Annotated in this window: 21 protein-coding genes and 2 tRNA genes; 8 read left to right on the forward strand and 15 right to left on the reverse strand. The window is 42.8% G+C overall.

Annotated features, from left to right (window positions below):
* Positions 1-227 precede the first annotated feature (227 nt).
* Complete coding sequence (locus tag HC175_RS12585; RefSeq protein ID WP_168138854.1) at positions 228-2,054, forward strand: glycoside hydrolase family 2 protein; 1,827 nt, start codon at positions 228-230, stop codon at positions 2,052-2,054.
* Positions 2,055-2,112: 58 nt separating this feature from the next.
* Positions 2,113-2,847 carry a ThuA domain-containing protein gene (locus tag HC175_RS12590; protein WP_168138855.1) on the forward strand — a complete coding sequence of 245 codons (735 nt, stop codon included), beginning with the start codon at positions 2,113-2,115 and terminating at the stop codon, positions 2,845-2,847.
* A gap of 41 nt (positions 2,848-2,888) precedes the next feature.
* Here the strand turns inward: HC175_RS12590 and HC175_RS12595 are convergent, their stop codons facing one another.
* The 4 genes from HC175_RS12595 to HC175_RS12610 form a co-directional block, all read right to left on the reverse strand.
* Positions 2,889-3,974 (reverse strand): ScyD/ScyE family protein, encoded by a 1,086-nt coding sequence (locus tag HC175_RS12595; protein WP_168138856.1) that lies wholly within the window; start codon positions 3,972-3,974, stop codon positions 2,889-2,891.
* Between the two features lie 579 nt (positions 3,975-4,553).
* Complete coding sequence (locus HC175_RS12600) at positions 4,554-4,940, reverse strand: response regulator (RefSeq protein WP_168138857.1); 387 nt, start codon at positions 4,938-4,940, stop codon at positions 4,554-4,556.
* Complete coding sequence (locus tag HC175_RS12605) at positions 4,937-5,929, reverse strand: PAS domain-containing protein (RefSeq protein ID WP_168138858.1); 993 nt, start codon at positions 5,927-5,929, stop codon at positions 4,937-4,939. Before HC175_RS12605 ends, HC175_RS12600 begins: the two co-directional genes overlap by 4 nt.
* Before the next feature lie 423 nt (positions 5,930-6,352).
* Complete coding sequence (locus HC175_RS12610; RefSeq protein WP_168138859.1) at positions 6,353-6,967, reverse strand: hypothetical protein; 615 nt, start codon at positions 6,965-6,967, stop codon at positions 6,353-6,355.
* A gap of 227 nt (positions 6,968-7,194) precedes the next feature.
* On the opposite strand from HC175_RS12610, the gene HC175_RS12615 reads away from it, so the two are divergent.
* Positions 7,195-7,443 (forward strand): hypothetical protein, encoded by a 249-nt coding sequence (locus HC175_RS12615; protein WP_168138860.1) that lies wholly within the window; start codon positions 7,195-7,197, stop codon positions 7,441-7,443.
* Between the two features lie 99 nt (positions 7,444-7,542).
* On the opposite strand, the gene HC175_RS12620 is transcribed toward HC175_RS12615, so the two are convergent.
* From HC175_RS12620 to tpiA, 3 genes are read right to left on the reverse strand one after another with little or no spacing between them, the layout of a single operon-like run.
* A complete protein-coding gene (locus tag HC175_RS12620; RefSeq protein ID WP_168138861.1) occupies positions 7,543-7,818 on the reverse strand; it encodes an ATP-dependent Clp protease adaptor ClpS in 276 nt (91 codons plus the stop codon).
* 55 nt (positions 7,819-7,873) lie between these two features.
* On the reverse strand, positions 7,874-8,710 hold the full coding sequence (gene prmA, locus HC175_RS12625; protein WP_168138862.1) for a 50S ribosomal protein L11 methyltransferase: 837 nt from the start codon (positions 8,708-8,710) through the stop codon (positions 7,874-7,876).
* Positions 8,711-8,714: 4 nt separating this feature from the next.
* The gene (tpiA, locus tag HC175_RS12630; RefSeq protein ID WP_168138863.1) at positions 8,715-9,467 is read right to left on the reverse strand and encodes a triose-phosphate isomerase; all 753 of its coding nucleotides are present in this window, start codon (positions 9,465-9,467) and stop codon (positions 8,715-8,717) included.
* A gap of 930 nt (positions 9,468-10,397) precedes the next feature.
* On the opposite strand from tpiA, the gene HC175_RS12635 reads away from it, so the two are divergent.
* Entirely contained in the window at positions 10,398-10,700 is a 303-nt protein-coding gene (locus HC175_RS12635) for a GIY-YIG nuclease family protein (protein ID WP_168138864.1), read from the forward strand.
* 330 nt (positions 10,701-11,030) lie between these two features.
* Here the strand turns inward: HC175_RS12635 and HC175_RS12640 are convergent, their stop codons facing one another.
* Positions 11,031-12,125, reverse strand: a complete 1,095-nt coding sequence (locus tag HC175_RS12640; protein WP_168138865.1) for a BT_3928 family protein — start codon at positions 12,123-12,125, stop codon at positions 11,031-11,033.
* An 11-nt stretch (positions 12,126-12,136) separates the two neighbouring features.
* Positions 12,137-12,694, reverse strand: coding sequence for a DUF1599 domain-containing protein (locus HC175_RS12645; protein WP_168138866.1), 558 nt, complete (start codon positions 12,692-12,694; stop codon positions 12,137-12,139).
* 86 nt (positions 12,695-12,780) lie between these two features.
* On the opposite strand from HC175_RS12645, the gene folP reads away from it, so the two are divergent.
* On the forward strand, positions 12,781-13,605 hold the full coding sequence (gene folP, locus HC175_RS12650; RefSeq protein WP_168138867.1) for a dihydropteroate synthase: 825 nt from the start codon (positions 12,781-12,783) through the stop codon (positions 13,603-13,605).
* Between the two features lie 38 nt (positions 13,606-13,643).
* Positions 13,644-14,417, forward strand: coding sequence for a diadenylate cyclase CdaA (cdaA, locus tag HC175_RS12655; RefSeq protein WP_168138868.1), 774 nt, complete (start codon positions 13,644-13,646; stop codon positions 14,415-14,417).
* Here the strand turns inward: cdaA and HC175_RS12660 are convergent.
* Positions 14,414-16,186: an ABC transporter ATP-binding protein gene (locus HC175_RS12660; protein WP_168138869.1), complete on the reverse strand. Its 1,773-nt coding sequence runs from the start codon at positions 16,184-16,186 to the stop codon at positions 14,414-14,416. The two genes, cdaA and HC175_RS12660, sit on opposite strands and share 4 nt — an antisense overlap.
* Positions 16,186-16,926 carry a tRNA pseudouridine(38-40) synthase TruA gene (gene truA / locus HC175_RS12665; protein ID WP_168138870.1) on the reverse strand — a complete coding sequence of 247 codons (741 nt, stop codon included), beginning with the start codon at positions 16,924-16,926 and terminating at the stop codon, positions 16,186-16,188. Before truA ends, HC175_RS12660 begins: the two co-directional genes overlap by 1 nt.
* 104 nt (positions 16,927-17,030) lie before the next feature.
* Between truA and HC175_RS12670 the strand changes: the two genes are divergently transcribed.
* Complete coding sequence (locus HC175_RS12670; protein WP_168138871.1) at positions 17,031-17,525, forward strand: metallophosphoesterase family protein; 495 nt, start codon at positions 17,031-17,033, stop codon at positions 17,523-17,525.
* 172 nt (positions 17,526-17,697) lie between these two features.
* Here HC175_RS12670 and HC175_RS12675 read toward each other — a convergent pair whose 3' ends face one another.
* Entirely contained in the window at positions 17,698-18,108 is a 411-nt protein-coding gene (locus tag HC175_RS12675; protein ID WP_168138872.1) for a DUF4293 domain-containing protein, read from the reverse strand.
* A gap of 192 nt (positions 18,109-18,300) precedes the next feature.
* Between HC175_RS12675 and rho the strand changes: the two genes are divergently transcribed.
* The gene (gene rho / locus HC175_RS12680; protein ID WP_168138873.1) at positions 18,301-20,109 is read left to right on the forward strand and encodes a transcription termination factor Rho; all 1,809 of its coding nucleotides are present in this window, start codon (positions 18,301-18,303) and stop codon (positions 20,107-20,109) included.
* A 568-nt stretch (positions 20,110-20,677) separates the two neighbouring features.
* Here the strand turns inward: rho and rpsT are convergent.
* The 3 genes from rpsT to HC175_RS12695 all read right to left on the reverse strand — a co-directional run bounded on the left by rpsT (position 20,678) and on the right by HC175_RS12695 (position 21,142).
* Positions 20,678-20,926, reverse strand: coding sequence for a 30S ribosomal protein S20 (rpsT, locus tag HC175_RS12685; protein WP_168138874.1), 249 nt, complete (start codon positions 20,924-20,926; stop codon positions 20,678-20,680).
* 28 nt (positions 20,927-20,954) lie between these two features.
* Positions 20,955-21,026, reverse strand: a tRNA-Glu gene (locus tag HC175_RS12690).
* Between the two features lie 44 nt (positions 21,027-21,070).
* Positions 21,071-21,142, reverse strand: a tRNA-Glu gene (locus tag HC175_RS12695).
* Between the last annotated feature and the right edge of the window lie 44 nt (positions 21,143-21,186).

The following is a 21,186-nucleotide window of genomic DNA, read 5'->3' on the forward strand; positions in this document are numbered from 1 at the left end:
GAAGGTATTGTCAAGCTAACAGGGTGAACGTCCGAAAATTAAATGAATGTTACATTTTGCTTCGGAAGGGCAAGAGAAAAGAGGACAGGAAGGAAAATCCATGCAGCCGGTCAAAAGGCAGAAAATTTTTATAAATTTCAGAAGCCATGAAGGCCTCTCAAAAATGACATTTTTGACACCTCTTATTTTTCATTTGAAAAACAACTTCAGTATAAAAGTCCATTGCCATGCGTAAAGCTATTTTTTGTCTCCTTTTGCTTGTAAGCAATATTCCTGCTTCTGCCCAGGAAGATCTCATCATCAATGTCGATGCCCGCACTACCACTTCCCTTAATGGAACGTGGAGCTACATCATTGATCCCTACGAAACAGGTTTTTACGATTACCGCTATAAGGAGCGTCGAGAAAATGATCCCGAAGCCTACTGGAACCGCCCGGTGACCAGAAACCGCTGGGATCGTGTGGAGCATGGTTACGGTGATAAATATACACTGCAAGTGCCGGGAGACTGGAATTCACAAGCCGAAGTTTTCAAGTATTATGAAGGCAGCGTTTGGTACCAGCGAGAATTTGATTTGAAAGAACTACCAGAAAACAAGCGTGTTTTTTTGCATTTTGGAGCAGTGAATTACGAAGCTCATGTGTATCTCAACGGTAAGAAGCTGGGAAGTCATAAAGGCGGATTCACTCCTTTTAATTTTGAGATCCCTGTTGGGCTACTGGAAAAAGAAAACAATTTTTTAGTGGTCAAGGTTGACAATAAAAGACACCCACAGGAAATTCCCACTGTGAACACCGACTGGTGGAATTTTGGCGGAATTACAAGAGACGTCAACCTTATTACAGTTCCACAATCTTTCGTGCAGCAGTATGCGCTGCAGCTTGCGAAAAATCAGGAGGTGAACACCACTAAAGATCAGTACGAACTACGAGGCCATGTAAAGCTGAACCAGCTTTCAACTGCAGGCAACCTGACGGTAGAAATTCCGGAGCTAAAAGTAAAACAGCAGTTTAAAATTTCGGGCGACAGCCTTAGTTTCAGTTTAAACGCAAAGAATCTGGAACTGTGGTCACCTCAGCACCCCAGATTGTATGAGGTCATTTTGAGCTATAATGGCGAGCAGATCGAAGACAAGATCGGTTTCAGAAAAATCGAGACCCAGGGCAAGGACATTCTACTTAACGGTAAAAAGATCTTTCTTAGAGGGATAAGCATTCATGAGGAAATTCCGCAGCAAATGAGAAGAGCACACAGCAAAGAGGATGCAATGCAGCTTTTCGGATATGTAAAAGACCTTAATGCGAACATGGTGCGACTGGCACATTACCCGCACAACCCGAACATGACTAAGGTGGCCGATTCGCTGGGTCTACTGGTATGGTCTGAGATTCCGGTGTACTGGACCATAGATTTTGAAAACGAAGAGGTTGTGAAAAAGGCAAAAAAACAGCTTCGGGAAATGATCATACGAGACAGGAATCGGGCGTCGGTCATCATCTGGTCGGTGGGAAATGAGACTCCTGTTTCCCCGGTGCGCACTTCGTTTATGAAAAGCCTTATCACCGAAGCACGGGCAATAGATAACAGCAGACTTATCTCTGCCGCCCTGGAAGTTGGTAATGAAAACGGAGTATTCAGGATAGATGATCCCTTAGGAGAGTTTACAGATATAGTTGCTGTCAACGAATATCTGGGCTGGTACGGGGGCTTACCGGGAGATGCCAAAACGGCAAAATGGGAAGTAGTTTACGACAAGCCTTTGTTTTTCAGTGAAACCGGGGCGGGAGCAAAATCTGGCTTTTTTGGAGATAAGGAGACACGCTGGAGCGAAGATTACCAGGAGTGGTACTACCAGGAACAGGTAAAAATGATGCAGCGTATGCCCGATAACTTTAGCGGCCTCTCTCCATGGATCCTGATGGATTTTAGGTCACCCCGCCGCAATCACCCCAACTACCAGGAAGGCTGGAACCGTAAAGGCCTTATAGACAACGAAGGCAACAAGAAAAAAGCCTTTTTTGTGCTGCAGGAATATTATGGGAGTATTGAGTAGTGAGAATTGAGTAGTGTTTATTGATAGTTGATCATTGTTAATTGAAATTGTTTTTTACATGAAAAGAATTTTATTTCTCCTGGGAGCTTTTGTTTTTCTTTTTTCTGCTGAAGGTGTTTCGCAGGAAAGAAACAAGCTGCTTGTCTTTACCAAAACCAATGGTTTTGTGCACGAATCCATCTCTGCCGGTAAGGCAGCTTTGATAGAGGCTGGAAATGCAGCCGGAATTGAGGTAGATACTACCAGTGACGCAAATTACTTTAGGCAGGAGAAGCTGGCAGAATATAAGGCTGTAGTTTTTCTTAATACCACCGGTGACATTCTGAACTCCGAACAGCAGGCGGCTTTTGAGAATTACATTAGGGCAGGCGGCGGATTTGCAGGAATACATTCTGCAGCCGATACGGAGTACGAATGGCCGTGGTATGGTAAAATGGTGGGCGGTTATTTCCAGTCTCACCCGCACATCCAGTCGGCCGAAATCTCTGTAGTGAACCGGAAGCATCCTGCGACCCGTCATCTTCCGAAGAAATGGGAACGGGAAGATGAATGGTACAATTACAAGAATATCAATCCCCAGATCGAGGTACTTGCGACCCTTAATGAAAGCAGCTATGAGGGCGGTGAGAATGGAGCATTTCATCCCATAGCCTGGTATCAGCATTACGATGGCGGAAGAGCTTTCTACACTGGAGGCGGCCACACCTCTGAGAGCTATCAACAACCAGATTTTCTAAAACATGTAATTCAAGGCATCCTGTGGGCGGGGGGCATTAAACCCATTACGGAATAATACTTTGGCATAGCTTAGCCTGAAACACAGGAAAAACAAGATCAATAAGAGATCATCACTACCTCAGCATCGCCTGGTGCAAGTGCATTTCGGGTAGCCCATAAGTTGCCGTCTTTGTCAAAAGTGATGGAAGTGAGCATATTGATACCACTGGCGATCACCTCACATTGCAAAGTTTGAGGATCACAAGCTTTAATGGTACCTCCAACACCGTTGTGAGTGACCTCTACTGCAAACCAGCTTCTTGCATCAAGTTCAGCTACATACAAGATGCCATTTTCATCGAAAACCATGTCTATAATTGATGTGAAGCCACCATCAAAGGCTTTCACACAGTCTGCGCTTTCCCCACACATAGCCCCAACAGCATTGGGTGCAATCTTCCAGATATTAGATTCGTTAAGTGGGGCAGGAAAGCCTTTAAGCTCGCCTACGTAATAATAACCATCTGGCCCCACCACGACCGAAGTAGGCACTGCCTGCGCCGGAATCATAGGTCCCATGGCACATGGACCTGCCCCTGATTCTGGACATCCCACAAGAGATTTCACATTTTCTGTAGAAACGACCTCATTTGGAAAAACAGCAACTACTTCAACATTGCCATGATTATCAATTTTCAAAAGGTCATTTGCGCCCGAATCAACAACCAGTGCCTCGTGCCCATTTAAAGCCAGAACGGCAAACGGATTGGAATCTATGGCCTGGGCATCGGGATTATTTTCTTCTTCAAATTCAAACAGATTCACAAGCATCTCTGCTTTGTTCTTTGTGATACGGTAAAGTCCCTGCCCTTCATTTGTGGTGGCATCATTTACAGCACCGGTGGTCGCCCACATCAATCCCTGCCCCACGGCATCTACAGAGGTCACAGCAGGAAGGGACGCCAGCAGCTCGCCATAGATGTTAATAATACCCTGCGATGCATCGGCGATAAGAATGTCGCCGTTTGGCGCAGTTGAAAGGTCAAACAATGGTCCTGAAAAATCATCGGCGGGAGTCTTGTGAGCTTTGTTCCTCACTGTGGCATCCAGTCCATCTGTAGTTTCTGAAACTACATCATCCTTTGCACAGCCTGCCATCATCATGAACAGGACGAGCCCCCCGAAAAAAGAATACTTCCTCATAATATTTGATTTTAGATTAATAAACGAATCAGAAAACGAGCAGTGTTAGGGCTGCCGGTTACGGGGGAAATAAGGGGAGTTTCTCGGGGATTTTTTATGCAAGTCTCTGAAAAAGAGAAATGTAAAGATAATATTAAAATAAATATGGGTGTAATTTATTTTGGCCAAAACTCCTCAATTTTAATCTGACTGTGCAACCGGTTCAAAAAAGAAAGGTCTCAAAAATGCCTTTTTTGGCACCCTATTACTGTGCACCTTATGCGGAAGAGAATCTTAGGAAATGGAAACTTCAGAAGATAGTTCAAACTGGATTTCAGCTTAGGTCTAAATGAGCTCACGTCATTGGAAAAACCTAAAGACCCCTGAGAAACAGGAGCTTAACACATCTTTAAAAATTGTAAATAAGATCAGGTAATTATTTCTTTATTGGAAATAACCTTTCGATTCTGATAAAATATTCAGGAATTTTGCTATTTTTAAAAACTTGTTAACGGGTTAAGGGCAAAAGCAAATCCCTACAAAGCTTTTGTCTGATTAAAATCAGGCTGTTCCTTTTCCTTCCGATCTAAAAATCATCCATCACTTACTGTCAAGGCCTAATCGCACCACCTTTTCCACGTTCAAAGGTTTAATGATGTAGGATTTCACAAGGGCATTGTTTTCAGCTTTTCCAATATCTCCCGGGTCTATTGAAGATGATAACAAATGAATTTCTAAATGCTCATGTGGCAGTTCCTTTTCGATCTCATCTAAAAGCTCCCATCCGTTCATGCCCGGCATATTGATGTCGATGAAGATCACAAGTTTTTGATGTACCAGGTTATCAAGGCTATAGAAAAAATCAAGAGCCTCGTAAGCCGATAAAAAAGATCGGATCTCCACATTTGGAAGCACCCTTTCGATCATTTTTCGGTTGATAAGATTTACCAGCGTATCATCATCTATAAGTATCACTGTAGCTTTCATTGACTGGAGATTTTCTGAACAATTTCGGCGATGATCTTGTCGAGCTCCACTGCCGAATGCTGCAGATGATTTACATACTCCTCCTTCTCCTCTGTCTTTTCACTGCTCATGATAAGATCTGTCAACCCCAAAATATTAGATAAGGGAGCTCTCATCTTGTGAGACTGCAACCAGGCGATTTCCCTTAACTGGCTGTTCTGTCTCTCTATGGACTCCAGGTGCCTGGCTCTCTCTGAAACATCTCGCGCAAAGCAGGCAACACCTATGGTGTGCTTCCCGCCTTTTTCAGAAATTACAGGTTCAAAAGTAACATCATAAAGATAATCCACTTCAGTTTCATTGACCGCAATAGTTGCCTTGGTATGCGCACCTTCAAAGGCAAGATCATACCATCTTTTCCACTCCTGCAGCCGTGCTCCACGCTGGTCCTTTTCTCCTCGTTGTTGCAGGACACTCTCTCCTATGCATATTGCCTCGCCAGTACGATTGAGCATCATTTGATGATAAGCCTCATTGGCAAGCAATAGCTTATAATCCTTGTCAATCGCCCAGATAAGATCGGAAGTACTGTTTAAAATATGCTTCTGAAGATTTTTTAGAGCAGTTAATTCTGTCACTCTGTTTTTCTCTGGTGTGACATCGCGCAGGGTGACAAACAGCTGCTCTTCTATTGGAAAAATGGAAATACGGAACCAGCGTTCCCGTTCAGGATTCCAGTGATCAACAGTAAAGGAGGTCCTTTCTGAAAGGGCCTGGGAAAAAACCTTTTTCAAGGAAAAAAGGTGCTCATATCTCTCTTTGAATAACTCGCGGGTGAGCATTTCCTCGCCCGAAATCTCTGTCAGGTTCGCCATATTTGCACACCAGTAGGTAATCTTCAGATCTCGATCCAGGATACAAACTCCCTGGTTACTACTTTTGAACTGTACATCATTACACGAGTCGCTTTCAGAGAAATGGTCGGGCAGACTATTTTTCTTTTGCTTCATAACAATTAGGTAGGTTGGGGTAACCAAAGATAATATTTAATAGGACAATATTGTCTACAACACGACAGCAGTGGGGGGAATGGTTTTTCGGAAATCCGAAAAGCTGGCGACGTGAAGTATTTCCTGCTATATATTCTTCTGCCGAATACCATCAGCACAATATGATCTTCAAGATAAAAATAAATACGTTTTCCCCATAAATTTTAAGGATAACTTAAGTCGGGTGGCAGCAAGTTCTGCGGCAGGTTTTCAGAAATATCAGAAAGAATTGTCACTTTTGAGACCACTGCTTTCTTCAGATAAAAGTTGAAAACATACAATTACTTCCCATTAAGCTGGAGGTAGTACACAAAATAATTAAGCAGCCTGAAAAAAAAACAGATCATCATCCCTTTCAAAAAAGGCATTTTTGAAAGGTAACTGTTAATCTCCGGTGGTCATCTTTAGCTTTGGATCTATCATAAAAGTTTGGGGTGTCACGCCATTAATCCTTATCATGATGTTGTAATATTCAAGACCGTCAATCTTTTTATTCTTGATCTTCCCCATGATCACACCATCTTTGTTAGGATCCCGAAAAACACCTTCCAGAATCTCTGCACCTCCCTCTGGTTTCCTGAAGATGCCCAGCACATCGACAGTCGTACCGCCTTCACTATTTAAAGGTACAGCACTCCAGTAGACCTTCATATTCTTGTCGACCAAAGCAATATGATCTGATGGGGAACTGCTGTTCTCTGCTGGGTTTGATCTGTCATCTGTAATTTTCACGTGCTCGTTCACTGTTTCTTCAGTAATATTCTCAGTATCCACTGTCAGCAGAATATTCGTATCCTCTCTTACTGAAATGGCATTTTTCTTTTGGTTAAAGTGGGCAGAGTTTGATACTTCGGCTTCTGAAACATTATTTTCTGCGAGGACAGGTCTTTCATCGGCAAAAAAGGTTTGGCGCTTGACAAAAGAAATCAGAAGGCCGCTAATGCAGATAAATAATATGAACTTCATGAAGGTACTGTGGAAGGTAGTTTGCTTTTCCATAATTTAAATTTGAGATTAAGTTATGATTTTCAAAGGGGAGTAGGATATAATTTACTGATCTTTAACTTTTTGTGTATATAAAAATCAGTTCTTTCAGGCACTTTTAGATTTAACTACAGAAGATCCTTACGCTTTTTGGAGTAGAAAATAACACATCTTCAAGAATGTATTAAAAATCAGTTAATTGGGATTTTTCAGTTCTTACAGGATTGAAATAAGGCTTAATTTTGGATTATATCCTGCCTATTCGACCTATAGTCAGAAATTTTATAACCATCCCTTTCAGGGAATTATCAACTTTAGCCATGGAGAGCCGACGAAATTATTCGCACCATCTTCTGTCTACAGACCCCCAGAGGAGATCTAAAGAAGATGGCAAAAAAGAACAACGCAAAGACTGGGGTTACACCAACCAGTATCGTAGAATGATGCAAAGGCGCAGTGAACAAAACAGGGAGATTCACACAGAGGAATAGTACTCCAGGCACAGGCGCCCGATTTATTGATAAATGTAAAAAGGCTGAGTATTTCAAGTACTCAGCCTTTTTTTTTCTTATACCTGTGTCGAACCCAGCTTACACAATTTCGGCGGTAAGCCCTTCTTCAAGCAGTTTTCCGCAGCGCGGTTCCAGTTCCTTATAAGGACCGGTCTTGACGGTACATTTACCTTTATAATGCACAAGTAGCGCACATTGCTCGGCCTGTTCAGAGGTATGTTCACAGGCAACAATAAGGGTTTCAATTACGTGATCAAAAGTGTTATAATCATCATTATAAAGTACAATTTCATGTAATTTTGATGCTTTGCTTTTGACTTCCTTCTTCTCAAGAACTTCTTCTTTCGTACTCATAATCAGTCTTTTTCAATAGGAATAAGGGCCTAAATATAATAATTTCTTCTGAATTTTAGGCTTTTAGAAATCTTAAGGCCACCCATTCATCCCGCTCTGTAAAATCGTTATACTGAAGGCCGTATTTCTCACATTCTTCTTTTATTACAGGAATATCTTTGGCATAAAAACCGCTAAGATATAGTTCCCCACCGGCGTTAAGGCTCTTTTCATAGGTTCTCATGTCCTCTAAAAGTATGTTGCGGTTGATGTTTGCAATGATGACATCATAATTTCTTCCATCCAAGAGCTCTGCCGCGCCTTCAAAAACGGAAATTTTTTCACAATCATTCCGTTCGACATTTTCGAGCGTATTCTGGTAGCACCAGTTGTCAATATCAATAGCCTCAACTGCTTTCGCTCCTCGTTTCTCGGCAACAATAGCAAGCACTCCCGTGCCGCAACCCATATCAAGCACCGTTTTTCCCTCCAGGTCATATTTAAAGAGGAATTCGATCATCATGTGAGTGGTAGCGTGGTGTCCGGTTCCAAAAGACATTTTGGGCTCAATAACAATATCGTAAGTGACATCGGGTTTTGGATGAAAGGGAGCGCGAACAGCACATTCTTCATTGACCACTATAGGATGAAAATTTTTCTCCCATTCTACGTTCCAGTTCACCTGTTCAATTTCACTTTGGGTAAAGGAGATATCGAATTCGCCTGACTGGAGGATGTGAATGCCAGACATGGTTTCGGCCTCATACTCCTCGGCAGGAATGTAAGCCGTAATTCCATCTTCATTCTCCACAAAACTCTCGAAACCCGCCATGCCTAATTCGGCAATAAGGATCTCGGAGGCCGGCTGTGCAGGCTCGATCACAAATTTAAACTCCAGGTAATTCATATTCATAAATTTAAAAAGCGTTCACTATTGCAAGAAAGTCGGCAGCTTTTAAACTGGCACCTCCAATTAAACCGCCATCAACATCCTCTTTTGCAAAGATCTCCTGGGCGTTATCTGGCTTTACACTACCGCCATAAAGGATCGCAACTTTCCCTGCTAACTCCTGCCCATATTTTCCGGCAATAGTTTTCCGAATAAAGGCATGCATCTCCTGCGCCTGCTCTGGAGAGGCTGTTTCTCCTGTTCCAATGGCCCACACCGGCTCATAAGCGATGACTACCTTGTCCCAATTTTTTGCAGAGAGATGAAAAAGACCTTTTTCCAATTGAGCTTTAACTAAGTCAAAATGCCGTTCCGTCTTTCTATCACTAAGCTCCTCGCCTACACAAAAGATCACTTCCATTTCATTTTCTAATGCAGCATCGACCTTCTTTGCCAGCAGCTCATCTGTCTCCTTATAGATCGCGCGCCTTTCACTATGTCCTAAAATGACGGTTTTCACCCCGATACTGGTTAACATTTGTGCCGAAATTTCTCCTGTGAAGGCACCACTTTTATTTTCATTCATATTTTGTGCGGCAACATCAATCGGCCAGTCTCGCAGGGAATCAAAGGCATGGTAAAGGTTGGTAAATGGGGGTGCCACGATCACGCGAACTCCCTCCTTTTCCTGCCACTGATTTTTAAGATTACCCAGCAGATCTTCGGTCTGGGCAAGGTCATTATTCATTTTCCAGTTTCCGGCGACTATTTTATCTCTCATAATTGATCATTTAGGGGATAAGTTAAGATTCAAATCCCGATGGTTAAGCTAAAAATTTTATAAAATCCTGCGGAAAGTCTTAATGCTGAATGAATTAGCGCCACCCGAAGATCAAGACCTCTTTGGAGCTGTAAATATACAGCTGAAGCCGCTAAGAATGGGTACAAACGCTGAAAAATCCTGCTAAAGAATTCACTTCAGAAATGTCGGCTTCGACCAAATTTTCCCGCCTTCCCAGGCGTGAAAATAGCTCAGCCTGACAACGGGAACTCTAGCACGCGGAGCCAGCCACCGTAAGGAGCGCCGGATTTTGTCCCACTGAGCCAGCGATCGTAGGGAGCGACGGTCGAAGGGAGCGACGGTCGAAGTGGACTCACTACCTGTCCGGGACTTCAAACCCGGCTTCGACCAAATTTTCCCGCCTTTCCAGGCATGAAAATAGCTCAGCCTGACAACAGGAACTTTTGAATAATAAGCCAGCGACTGGAAGGAGCGCCGGATCTTGTCACACTGAGCCAGCGACCGTAGGGAGCGACGGTCGAAGGGTACTCACTTCCAGCCCCAGACTTCGAACCCCGGCTTCGACCAAATTTTCCCGCCTTTCCAGGCGTGAAAATAAGCTCAGACTGACAACAGGAACTTTTGAATAATAAGCCAGCGACTGGAAGGAGCGCCGGAACTTGTCACACTGAGCCAGCGACCGTAGGGAGCGACGGTCGAAGGGTGCTCATTACCTGCCCCCAGACTTCAAACCCGGCTTCGAACAAATTTTCCCGCCTTTCCAGGCATGAAAATAGCTCAGCCTGACAACAGGAACTTTTGAATAATAAGCCAGCGACTGGAGGGAGCGCCGGAACTTGTCACACTGAGCCATCGACCGTAGGGAGCGACGGTCGAAGTGAGACAAAGAAGAATTTCTTAATTTTCAATATGAAAATGTTTTATGTCTATATCGTAGAATGCGCAGACAATTCTTATTACACCGGTTTTACTTCTAACCTCGAGAAAAGAATTAATGAACATAATTCTGGAGCTTATGATAATGCGTACACCCTGAAAAGAAGACCTGTTTCACTCATGTGGCATGAAAGGTTTACTGATCCCAACCAGGCCATTAAAATTGAAAAGCAGATCAAAGGCTGGAGTCGAAGAAAGAAAAAAGCTTTAATTGAGGAGAAGTGGGAGGATCTAATCGAATTTTCCAAAAATTATAGAAACCGTACTTCGAATTAAATTCAAGATAACCTGGCTTCGACCAAATTTTCCCGCCTTCTCAGGCATGAAAATAGCTCAGCCTGACAACAGGAACTTTTGAACAATAAGCCAGCGACTGGAAGGAGCGCCGGATCTTGTCACACTGAGCCAACGACAGTACGGAGCGGCAGATTGTGTCACACTGAGCCAGCGACCGTAGGGAGCGACGGTCGAAGGGTGCTCACTACCTGTCCCAGACTTCAAACACGGCTTCGACCAAATTATCCCGCCTTCTCAGGCTTCAAAATAGCTCAGCCTGACAGGCTAATCAAAAAGAACACCTTTCTAAAATGTCATTTTTGGCACCTCTTAAAATTGGAGTTCCTCAGCGTCATTCCAGTGCTTCTTTTGAATTATGGTTCCCTGCTCAAGTCTTACCAAGCCGGGGTTACTCCGAATAATGGTTTTTAAAGCCGTCTCATCACTAAAGAACCATTCGATGTCCAAATTAAAATCTTCATTGGTCTTCGCCTTCAGCGCTTCACCCGATGCCGAAAGACCAATTACCCTATAACCGTTCCTACGTGCAGTTTCTACTATGGGTTGCAATTTTTTGAGTCCGTTGTCTTCACTGCGCCTAAGGCTATAAGCAACGATAAGAAGTAACTTTGGTTCCTGTAATATTTCAGAAGTAAAATTCTCACCATCCTTCTCTATAGAAAAATCATGAATAGGAGCTTCGTAGCCTTTTTTCACGAGTTCAGTCTCGACCCCTATAAATTCTCCCTGTACTGCGGGATAGCTGCCATTCGTCGTATGGATCTCCTCTTGACCATTTACCTCAAACTTCCAGTGATAATCATAAACAGCTTCCTGTGCACCTTCGGGAATGGTCATTGCCTGCTGAATGTTTATTCCCTCCTTGTATGCCCGGAAATCAAGCCATGGAAGGTGCATCAACACGTAATAAGCAAACAGAAAACACAGCATAAAAGACAGAAAGACAATCCACCTATGGGAGGCCTTTGCGAAGTATGGCGTTAGATATTCTCTCTTGAAGAAAAGCAAGAGAATAAGCACAAACAGGATGATATCCTTATAAAAAGACTGCCAGGGCGTAAGCGGAATTGCATCCCCAAAACAACCACAGTCTGTCACCTTATTAAAATAGGCTGAATAAAAGGTGAGGAAAGTGAAAAAGATGATCATGAGTAACAGCGCCCAGGTAGTGAATTTCGGGAGATATCCAATGAGCAGCATAATTCCCAGAACCAGCTCAAAAACTACCAGTAGCAATGCAATGACGAGCGCAAAAGGCGCTAAAAATTCGAGGTCAAGGACTGAGGGGCTAAAATACTCCTCGAGCTTAAATGAAAATCCTATAGGATCATTGAGTTTGACAAATCCTGAAAAAATAAATAAGATCCCTACCACCCAGCGGGCTATGCCTACAAGTATTTTCATGCCGTTATATTTTATGTTTTGCTCAATTCGCTGTTTTCGTGAATATGAATAAGGGCGAAAACGGCATAATTGATCATATCTTCATAATTCGCTCCAATCCCTTCACTTACCAAAGTCCTGCCTTTATTGTTTTCTATAGTTTTAATTCTGAGTAACTTCTGCAGAATAAGATCGGTTAGGGAACTCACTCTCATTTCCCGCCAGGCTTCTCCATAATCGTGATTTTTATTCTCCATGAGCTCTTTTGTACGCGCCACAGTGGCATCATAAAGAGCTTCAATTTCCTCCTGCTCTAGATCGGGCTGCTCTGCAACACCTTTCTCCAGCTGGATGAGCGCCATAATCGAATAGTTGATGATCCCAATAAATTCTGGCACCTCGCCTTCATCTACTTTTCTCACCTCATTCTCCTGAAGCCCTCTTATGCGCTGTGCTTTGATAAAGATCTGATCTGTGAGCGACGGCAATCGCAATATGCGCCATGCACAGCCATAATCTTTCATCTTCTTCATGAAAAGGCCACGACATTCGTCGATTACAGCATCATATTGGGCAGAGGTATTCTTCATAGAAAAGGGTAATTTGCGTAAATTTCGCGGATTTAGTTCTTTTTGTCAAAGTTAATTTTTCCAACCAAAAAACCGAGTTTTTTCAAATGTATATCAACTGCAAAGGCCGACTTATCGATTTTACTACTCCAAAAGTGATGGGCATCCTGAACCTCACCCCCGATTCTTTCTTTGACGGCGGAAGCAGAAAAAGTAAGGAGGAACATCTTTTCCACGCTGAAGAAATGCTGCAGGAAGGAGCAGATTTTATTGACGTGGGTGCATACAGCAGCAGGCCTGGAGCAGTAGATATTTCTGAAGCGGAAGAATTAAAGCGACTCCTTCCGGTGGTTGAAAGTCTGGTAAAGGAATTTCCGGAGGTTTTGCTTTCCGTAGATACCTTCCGAAGTGAAGTGGCAAAAAGAGCGGTAGAAGCTGGCGCAGCAATGATCAATGATATTTCGGCAGGAAATCTTGATGAAAAAATGCTACAGACCGTTGCCAACCTTCAGGTACCTTATATCATGATGCATATGCGTGGTACCCCTCAAACCATGAAAGGCCTGAACGAATATGAGGACCTGGTACAGGATATTCTGTTTTACTTCTCTCAGAAGATCAGGGAAGCAAGAGCGGCGGGAATTAATGATCTCATTATAGATCCTGGCTTCGGTTTCTCAAAAAATATCAGGCATAATTTTGAGCTGCTTTCGAAATCGGACTTATTCAAGAACCTGGAACTACCAGTGCTGGCAGGTCTTTCACGAAAATCTCTTATTTATAAAACCTTTGATTCGACACCAGATGAGGCGCTGAATGGCACCACGGTTCTCAACACAATTGCTCTTATGAAAGGAGCAAACATTCTAAGGGTTCACGATGTAAAGGAGGCAGTGGAATGCGTGAAATTGGTGGAGCAGCTGAAAAACTAGGCTAATATTTTTTACATTTACCAAAAAGCAAACCTACTTTGGATTTTCTAGACCTGCGCATTCTCGATATTGTTGACATCATCTTTATCGCGGCCCTACTTTACTACATCTATAAACTGGTAAAAGGTACCGTTGCTGTCAACATCTTTATTGGGATCGTGATCATCTACTTTGCATGGAAGCTCACCCAGCTGCTGCGAATGGAGATGCTTAGCAACGTTTTGGGAGAATTCATTGGCGTGGGAATGTTCGCGCTCATTGTTGTGTTTCAGCAGGAAATAAGGAAATTTCTGCTCATGATTGGTTCCACGAATTTTGCGAGACGAAGGCGCTTTTTGCAAACTCTGAAACTCATCAAGGATGACCTGGAGACACCAAATGACGTAGACGCCATTGTTAAGGCCTGTGATAACATGGGAAAGACCAATACAGGAGCGCTTATAGTCATTCAGAAAAATACCAGCCTTGACTTTGTGAAAAATTCGGGCGATCCCATGAAGATCCTGGTAAACCAACCCATCATAGAATCTATTTTTTACAAGAACAGTATCCTCCATGACGGTGCGATGATCATAGAAGATAATTATGTCACGGCCACAAGAGTGATCTTACCCGTCTCTAATGATCGAACTATTCCTTTGAGATTCGGGCTGCGTCACCGGGCAGCTGTGGGAATCACTGAAAAAACAGATGCTCTAGCCCTGGTAGTAAGTGAGGAAACCGGGCAGATCTCCTATATAAAAGATGGGGAATTCGTGATGTTTGAAGATAAGGAAGACCTTATTGAAAAGTTACGTTCAGATCTGGTTTAAAGCGTTTTCTCTTCCTGCATAAACTGCACTTCATACAGGTTCTTGTAGTAGCCGTTCTCCTTCTTAAGAAGTTCATTATGGGTCCCCATTTCAACAATTTTACCTGCGTCCATCACAAGGATCTTATCGGCTTTTTTCACCGTAGCCAATCTGTGAGCGATCACTATTGAAGTGCGGCCCTGGGTGATCTTGTCTGTAGCATCCTGAATGAGTTGCTCACTGTATGAATCAACAGAGGATGTTGCCTCATCCAGCACCAGAATACTGGGCTGGCTCACATAAGCTCTTAAAAATGCAATTAATTGACGTTGTCCCGAAGAGAGCATGACTCCCCTTTCCTTAACATTGTAATCATAACCACCCGGGAGGCTGCCAATAAATTTGTCTACTCCAATCTCTTTGGCTGCATTTACAACAGTTTCCTTCGTTATTGAGGGATCATTAAGGGTGATGTTATTAAGGATAGTATCGGCAAAAAGAAATACATCCTGCAGCACGATGGCTATCTCCTTCCGAAGTGATTTTAGGGTGATGTCATTTACATCTATGCCATCTACCAAGATGCGGCCACTGGAAATTTCGTAACTCCGGTTCAGCAGGTTGATGATTGTAGATTTACCGGCACCTGTGGCACCAACAATAGCAACGGTTTCCCCTTCTTTAGCTTTAAAAGAGACTCCTTTAAGCACCTCTTCATCTCCAACGTAACTGAATCTTACATTCTCAAATTCGATCTCTCCCTTGAGATGATCCACCTCGATCTTCCCATGGTCGGGAATAGAAGCTTCGGTATCAAGGATTCCGAATACGCGGTTGGCCGCAACCATTCCCATTTGGAGTGTATTGAACTTATCGGCAATTTGCCTTAAAGGCCTAAACAACATCTGGCTAAGCTCAATAAAGGCGACAATGACCCCAAGCGTAATAGCTTCGTTTCCTGCCATTACTCTGAGGCCTCCATACCACACGATCAAACCAATGGTTATGGAAGTCGCCATTTCGGCAATTGGAAAAAAAATGGAGTTGTACCATACTGTTTTTACCCAGCCCTTGCGATGCTTGTCGTTAATAGCCTTGAAATTTTCGTATTCCTTTTCTTCCCTTGTGAAGAGCTGCACTATCTTCATTCCCGTGATCCTTTCCTGCACATAGGTGTTGAGATTTGCAACCTGCGTTCGAACTTCTTCAAAGGCCACTTTCATTTTTTTCTGAAAAACCCGCGTTGCATAAAGAATAAACGGCAAAACCACCAGAACCAGTAATGTGAGTCTCCAGCTTTGATAAAACATGAAGCCCAGAACTACTGCCATTTTTAAAAGATCACTTATGATCATGAAAAGACCTTCACTAAAGATACTCGCAATGGTCTCAATATCACTCACCGCACGTGTTACCAGGCGCCCAACTGCTGAATTATCAAAATATTTCATCTTGAATTGCAGCATGTGCTTAAAGAGGTTTACCCGAAGATCCCGAATTACTTCCTGCCCTAACCAGTTGGCGAAATAGATGAAACAAAACTGGAAGATCACTTCCAGGACCAGTACGCCCACCATCAATAAAATGAAGAACAATAACTGGTCATTGTCTTGCGGAACGATAGATTCATCTATCGTGATCTGTAACAAATAAGGCCGCATGACACCCAGCAACGATAGTAGGATTGCGGCAATGGCCACAAAATAGAAGGTGCCCTTATAGGCACTGGCATAATCAAGCAGGCGCTTAAATAATTTAAAGTCGAATGCGTTTCCCGATGCTGCTGCCATTAATTATAAATGCTATTTGGATATTCAATTTTTGTAAGGTATAAGCCATGGGCGGGCACAGATGCTCCAGCCTCACTCCTATTTTCGCTCTTGATAATGCTATGCATTTGTGCTACCTCCATTTTTCTTAGTCCAATTTGTAAAAGTGTACCTACGATCGCCCGTACCATATTTCTTAAAAAACGGTCGGCAGTAATGTGGAATACCAGTTTCTCATCCTGTAGTTCCCAATAAGCCTCTTTAATACTACAATTGTAGGTAAAGACATCTGTTCGCGAACGGGAAAAACATTTAAAATTACTGTACTGCAGTAAGATCTTGGCTGCCTCATTCATTTCTTCCACATCCAGACTTCGCTGCACATAGAAAGCGGAATCCACCTCAAAAACATTCTTTTTTGTTACTATGTGATATTCATACGACCTCGAGGTGGCATGAAATCTCGCATGCGCATCAGCTTTTACCTTCTTCAGAGACCTGATGCTGATATCTTTGGGGAGCAGGGAGTTCATTCTGAAAACAAATTCTTCAGAAAGCGCTTCTGCTACATCAAAATGGGCAAAGATCTGTTCCGCATGTACCCCGGCATCTGTTCTTCCTGCACCAACGATCTCAATGGGATCCTGAAGCAGAACTCCCAGAGCTTCTTCCACGACCTGCTGGACAGAAATTGCATTAGGTTGTCGCTGCCAGCCGTGATAGGCCTTTCCGAAGTATTCCAGCTCCAAGAAATATCTCAATCTAAATTTTTACTTTTACAAATTAAAGACACAAAGATAAGCCATTCACTCTAACTGCTCGCGCTTCGCTGTGTTTTGATTGTTAATCTCGGTATAAATTCCCAATGAAGAAAATATTACTCCTAAGCGATACCCATGGCTATTTAGATGAACGCATTTTGAAATATGCAAAGGAAGCAGATGAAGTATGGCATGCAGGAGATATAGGAACTACTGCAGTTAGCGACGCACTTCAAAAAGTAAAACCATTAAAAGCAGTTTATGGGAACATAGATGGTGCAGAATTAAGGAAAGAATTTCCGCTTAACAACCGCTTCTTTTGTGAACAGGTTGAGGTTTGGATCACTCATATTGGTGGATATCCCGGCAGGTACTCACCTGCTGTCAAAGAGGAGATCAAAACAAAGCCGCCTCGCATTTTCATATGTGGCCACTCCCATATCCTAAAAGTGATGAACGACAAAAAACTGGGGCTGCTACATATGAATCCCGGTGCTGCCGGAAAACAGGGATTTCACCAGATGAGAACAATGCTTAGATTCGTCATAGAGGGAAAAGATATAAGAGATCTGGAAGTCATCGAACTCGGGAAAAAATAATGGGATTGGTGATTGGTGATTGGTGCTTAGAAATTAGGAATTTGCGGTGTTGGACCATAAAAAGCAGCCACACATTACCTGTCAAAAATGCCATTTTTGGAACCTTTTCAACTAAAAAACCCGAAGCTTTCACTCCGGGTTTTTACGCACTAATACTACTAAGATGAAAGGTTTATCGCAGTCGGTCCACAGATTTTACAAGATCTTCATCCTTTTTTATAGCCTTATTGGCCAGCACTAAAAAAACGATAGAAAATACAGGAGTCAGCATCCCAATACCTTTCTCTGAAACCGAAGTTTCTCCAGATATAGTTAGGGACCAATAGACAAATAATCCTAGTAAAATTAAGTTTAATAAGATATTGATACGCCCCAGTACAAACTGAAGCTTTCTATTCCTAAACAAAAAGATCGTTATTAAAGAGATCAATGCAGATAGCAGGGTAAGACCTAGTGCAGACAGTACTTCTTCTACAAAGACTGGATTTCCAGCCTGGTCATTCCACAGCTTAAAGATAAAGACAAATCCGGCACTGAAAATGGCCGCAATTAATAGGTAAATCGTCTGTATTCTTTGTAGCATTTCCCTTTAATAGTGGCACAAAAATAAAAGATTCTTTTTAGAAACCATATTTAAAATATTAAAATAATATCGTATAATTGCAGTATCAATTCGTAACCAATTCAACAAGGGTTACTTAGACTCCAAAAATTTTTTCGATTCTTCCTCGAGAAGGTTAATTAAACCAAAGACCAATTTTATTTAAAAACATTCATGTTTGAAATTTCAGAATTAAAGGCTAAAAAGCTGCCTGAACTTCAGGAAATAGCCAAAACGCTACGAGTGCCTAAGTACCGCACTCAGAAGAAGCTAGATTTGGTATATCAAATCCTTGATTATCAGGCTGCAAATCCGCAAAAAGTTCAGGAGGCCTTGACCGATGAGGATGTGAAAGCACAACCTAAGGAAGATCAAAATTCCGAAAAGAAACAGCGCAAGGAACGACCGCGAAGAGAAAGAGATAATTCTCCAAAATCTCAGCCAGACCAGCGTAAGGAAGCAGAAGGGAAGCCAGATGCTCCAGCAGCCGAGAAGAAGGAAAAGCCTTCAGAAGATAAAGAGTCCAGAGATAAGAGGAACGAGCAGAAAAATAAAAGAGACGATTCCAATAGATCTCAGGCTTCTAAAGACTCTTCTTCGAAAAATCAGCAAAAAGATAATAGAAAAGAATCTCGTTCCAAAGATACCCGCGATAACCGCAACCAGGGAAATCGCGATAATAACAGGGACAACAGAGATAACAGAGATAACAGAGATAACAGGGATTCCGGGAACCGCGACAATAACGGCAACAGGGATAATTCCAACCGCGATAACGGAAACAGGGACAATGGTAACCGCGACAACAGTAGTCGTGATAGCGGAAACCGGGATAACCGAAACCGTTACAAGGAGCCAGATTATGAATTTGATGCCATTATTGAAAGCGAAGGCGTTCTTGATATTATGCAGGACGGTTACGGCTTCCTCAGGTCATCAGACTATATGTACCTCTCCTCTCCCGATGATATTTATGTTTCGCAATCCCAAATTCGTCTTTTCGGACTAAAGACCGGAGATACCGTTCTTGGGCAGGTGAGGCCTCCAAAAGAAGGAGAAAAATATTTTCCTCTTATCAAGATCAATAAGATTAACGGGCTGGACCCACAGGTAGTAAGAGACAGGGTTTCCTTCGAACACCTTACTCCGCTTTTCCCTCAGGAAAAATTCAACATTGCCGAAAGACAAAGCACTGTTTCCACGAGGGTAATTGATATGTTCTCTCCAATTGGAAAAGGACAAAGAGGTATGATCGTTTCCCAACCTAAAACAGGAAAAACAATGCTTCTGAAGGATATTGCCAACGCAATAGCAGCCAATCATCCTGAAGTTTACCAGATCATCCTTCTTATTGACGAACGTCCTGAAGAGGTTACAGACATGCAGCGAAATGTAAAAGGAGAAGTGATCGCTTCTACTTTTGACAAAGAAGCTCATGAGCATGTTAGAGTAGCAAATATAGTTCTTGAAAAGGCGAAAAGAATGGTGGAATGCGGACACGATGTAGTGATCCTGCTCGATTCCATTACGCGTTTGGCCAGAGCATATAATACAGTACAACCTGCCAGCGGAAAAGTACTTTCAGGTGGTGTGGATGCAAATGCACTTCACAAACCAAAGAGATTCTTTGGAGCGGCGAGGAATATTGAAGGCGGCGGATCTTTATCTATCATTGCTACCGCCCTTACCGAAACTGGATCGAAAATGGACGAAGTGATCTTTGAAGAATTCAAAGGTACAGGTAACATGGAGCTGCAGTTAGACAGAAAGATCGCGAACAGGAGAATTTTCCCAGCTATCGATCTTACATCTTCCAGTACGCGTAGAGATGATATCTTACTCGATGAAAATACGCTTCAAAGAATGTGGGTAATGCGCAAATATCTTGCAGACATGAACCCTGTGGAAGCTATGGAATTCATCAACGACAGGATCAAGCAAACTAAAAATAATGAGGAGTTTCTTATCTCCATGAACGGATAAGTTCTTACCCCTCAAAAATGACAAAAATCCGGACACCTTTGGTGCTCCGGATTTTTTTTGTTATAGGGTTCATCAGAAAAATTGCGGAAGAGAGCACCTCCCCGTCCGCCGGCGGCGGACACCCCTCCTCAATGAGGAGGAGAGCTAAAAGGGGGTTCTAAAGAAGAATCTGGAGAACGAGCTCCACCCCGTCCGCCTATAGCGGACACCCCTCCTCAATGAGGAGGGGAGCTAAAAGAGGTTCTAAAGAAGAATCGAAAGAACGAGAACTTCCTCTTGCGCCCGCTGCGCACAACTCCACGAAGAGGGGAGCTATTTGTGATTCATGTTGCTTATCCTGAAAAAGTCGCTCAGCGTACGCTTGCGGACGACCACCTCAAAGAGGTGGTTAAACAGACCAAAAGCTCCCCTCCTTATTTCAAGGAGGGGTTTCCCCGGTAGCGGACGGGGTGGCTAAAACCCAAAAATCCGCAGCTTTCACTGCGAGTTCCTTACTTTAAATTTAGAACGAAAAAATGCCTCTCGTCTTCACAAGAGGCATTTTCCTATAAATTGAACACTATCTTAATTAAAGCGCAGCTACGTGCTTAGCTAACTGAGATTTCAAGTTAGACGCTTTATTATCGTGAATAATGTTTTTCTTCGCTAATTTGTCGATCATAGAAATTACGGTAGGAAATAAAGTCTCTGCTTCCTGCTTTTCTGCATCCTTCAACTTCTTGATAGCGTTTCTGGTAGTTTTATGCTGGTAGCGATTTCTAAGACGTTTTGTCTCATTGCTACGTATTCTCTTCAACGCTGACTTATGATTTGCCATTACACTAATATTAAATTATTTCTTCTTGTAGTCCGTAGGGGAATCGAACCCCTGTTACCAGGATGAAAACCTGGCGTCCTAACCCCTAGACGAACGGACCAAATTATTATTTCAAAGTTGACTTACGCGACTCGTAAATCTTTGTAGTCCGTAGGGGAATCGAACCCCTGTTACCAGGATGAAAACCTGGCGTCCTAACCCCTAGACGAACGGACCATTTATTTTCAAATGCGGATGCAAAAATACAACTATTTTTGAAT

The sequence above is a fragment of the Salinimicrobium oceani genome, from assembly GCF_012037645.1.

Bases quoted from the DNA above. Each gene is read 5' to 3' on its own strand.
- HC175_RS12585 (WP_168138854.1), top strand. From the start codon at position 228: ATGCGTAAAGCTATTTTTTGTCTCCTTTTGCTTGTAAGCAATATTCCT.
- HC175_RS12590 (WP_168138855.1), top strand. From the start codon at position 2,113: ATGAAAAGAATTTTATTTCTCCTGGGAGCTTTTGTTTTTCTTTTTTCT.
- HC175_RS12595 (WP_168138856.1), bottom strand. From the start codon at position 3,974: ATGAGGAAGTATTCTTTTTTCGGGGGGCTCGTCCTGTTCATGATGATG.
- HC175_RS12600 (WP_168138857.1), bottom strand. From the start codon at position 4,940: ATGAAAGCTACAGTGATACTTATAGATGATGATACGCTGGTAAATCTT.
- HC175_RS12605 (WP_168138858.1), bottom strand. From the start codon at position 5,929: ATGAAGCAAAAGAAAAATAGTCTGCCCGACCATTTCTCTGAAAGCGAC.
- HC175_RS12610 (WP_168138859.1), bottom strand. From the start codon at position 6,967: ATGGAAAAGCAAACTACCTTCCACAGTACCTTCATGAAGTTCATATTA.
- HC175_RS12620 (WP_168138861.1), bottom strand. From the start codon at position 7,818: ATGAGTACGAAAGAAGAAGTTCTTGAGAAGAAGGAAGTCAAAAGCAAA.
- prmA (WP_168138862.1), bottom strand. From the start codon at position 8,710: ATGAATATGAATTACCTGGAGTTTAAATTTGTGATCGAGCCTGCACAG.
- tpiA (WP_168138863.1), bottom strand. From the start codon at position 9,467: ATGAGAGATAAAATAGTCGCCGGAAACTGGAAAATGAATAATGACCTT.
- HC175_RS12635 (WP_168138864.1), top strand. From the start codon at position 10,398: ATGAAAATGTTTTATGTCTATATCGTAGAATGCGCAGACAATTCTTAT.
- HC175_RS12640 (WP_168138865.1), bottom strand. From the start codon at position 12,125: ATGAAAATACTTGTAGGCATAGCCCGCTGGGTGGTAGGGATCTTATTT.
- HC175_RS12645 (WP_168138866.1), bottom strand. From the start codon at position 12,694: ATGAAGAATACCTCTGCCCAATATGATGCTGTAATCGACGAATGTCGT.
- folP (WP_168138867.1), top strand. From the start codon at position 12,781: ATGTATATCAACTGCAAAGGCCGACTTATCGATTTTACTACTCCAAAA.
- HC175_RS12660 (WP_168138869.1), bottom strand. From the start codon at position 16,186: ATGGCAGCAGCATCGGGAAACGCATTCGACTTTAAATTATTTAAGCGC.
- HC175_RS12670 (WP_168138871.1), top strand. From the start codon at position 17,031: ATGAAGAAAATATTACTCCTAAGCGATACCCATGGCTATTTAGATGAA.
- HC175_RS12675 (WP_168138872.1), bottom strand. From the start codon at position 18,108: ATGCTACAAAGAATACAGACGATTTACCTATTAATTGCGGCCATTTTC.
- rho (WP_168138873.1), top strand. From the start codon at position 18,301: ATGTTTGAAATTTCAGAATTAAAGGCTAAAAAGCTGCCTGAACTTCAG.
- rpsT (WP_168138874.1), bottom strand. From the start codon at position 20,926: ATGGCAAATCATAAGTCAGCGTTGAAGAGAATACGTAGCAATGAGACA.